This is a genomic window from Moraxella catarrhalis (genome assembly GCF_001632285.1).
GTDB classification, from domain to species: Bacteria; Pseudomonadota; Gammaproteobacteria; order Pseudomonadales; family Moraxellaceae; genus Moraxella; species Moraxella catarrhalis.
The window spans coordinates 1-248 of sequence record NZ_LWAH01000008.1 but is presented as its reverse complement, the minus strand read 5'-3'; the positions used below and the strand labels follow the sequence as shown (position 1 = coordinate 248).

Here is a 248-nt window from a genome sequence, read left to right as displayed (position 1 = left end):
TAGAGCTGCCGCAGCGCGACGCGGGCGTAAGGGCTTTCCAGATTGTCCTCTGGCCGAAACAGGCCCTGACCGCCGGTCTGGCGCTGGCCGCGCGTGATCGCGCCCAGGGTGTCGAGCCGGCGGGCGATGGTGGAGAGAAAGCGCCTTTCGGCCTTCACATCGGTCGCAATCGGACGGAACAGCGGCGGCTGCGCCTGGTTCGTCCGGTTAGTGCGGCCGAGACCCTGGATAGCGGCATCGGCCTTCCA

General features: G+C 68.1%; 1 protein-coding gene. It reads right to left on the bottom strand.

Annotation, left to right across the window (positions count from 1 at the left end; translation table 11 throughout):
* On the bottom strand, nt 1-248 hold a 248-nt coding region (locus A4U55_RS08750), incomplete at both ends, for a strawberry notch C-terminal domain-containing protein (protein ID WP_145913098.1).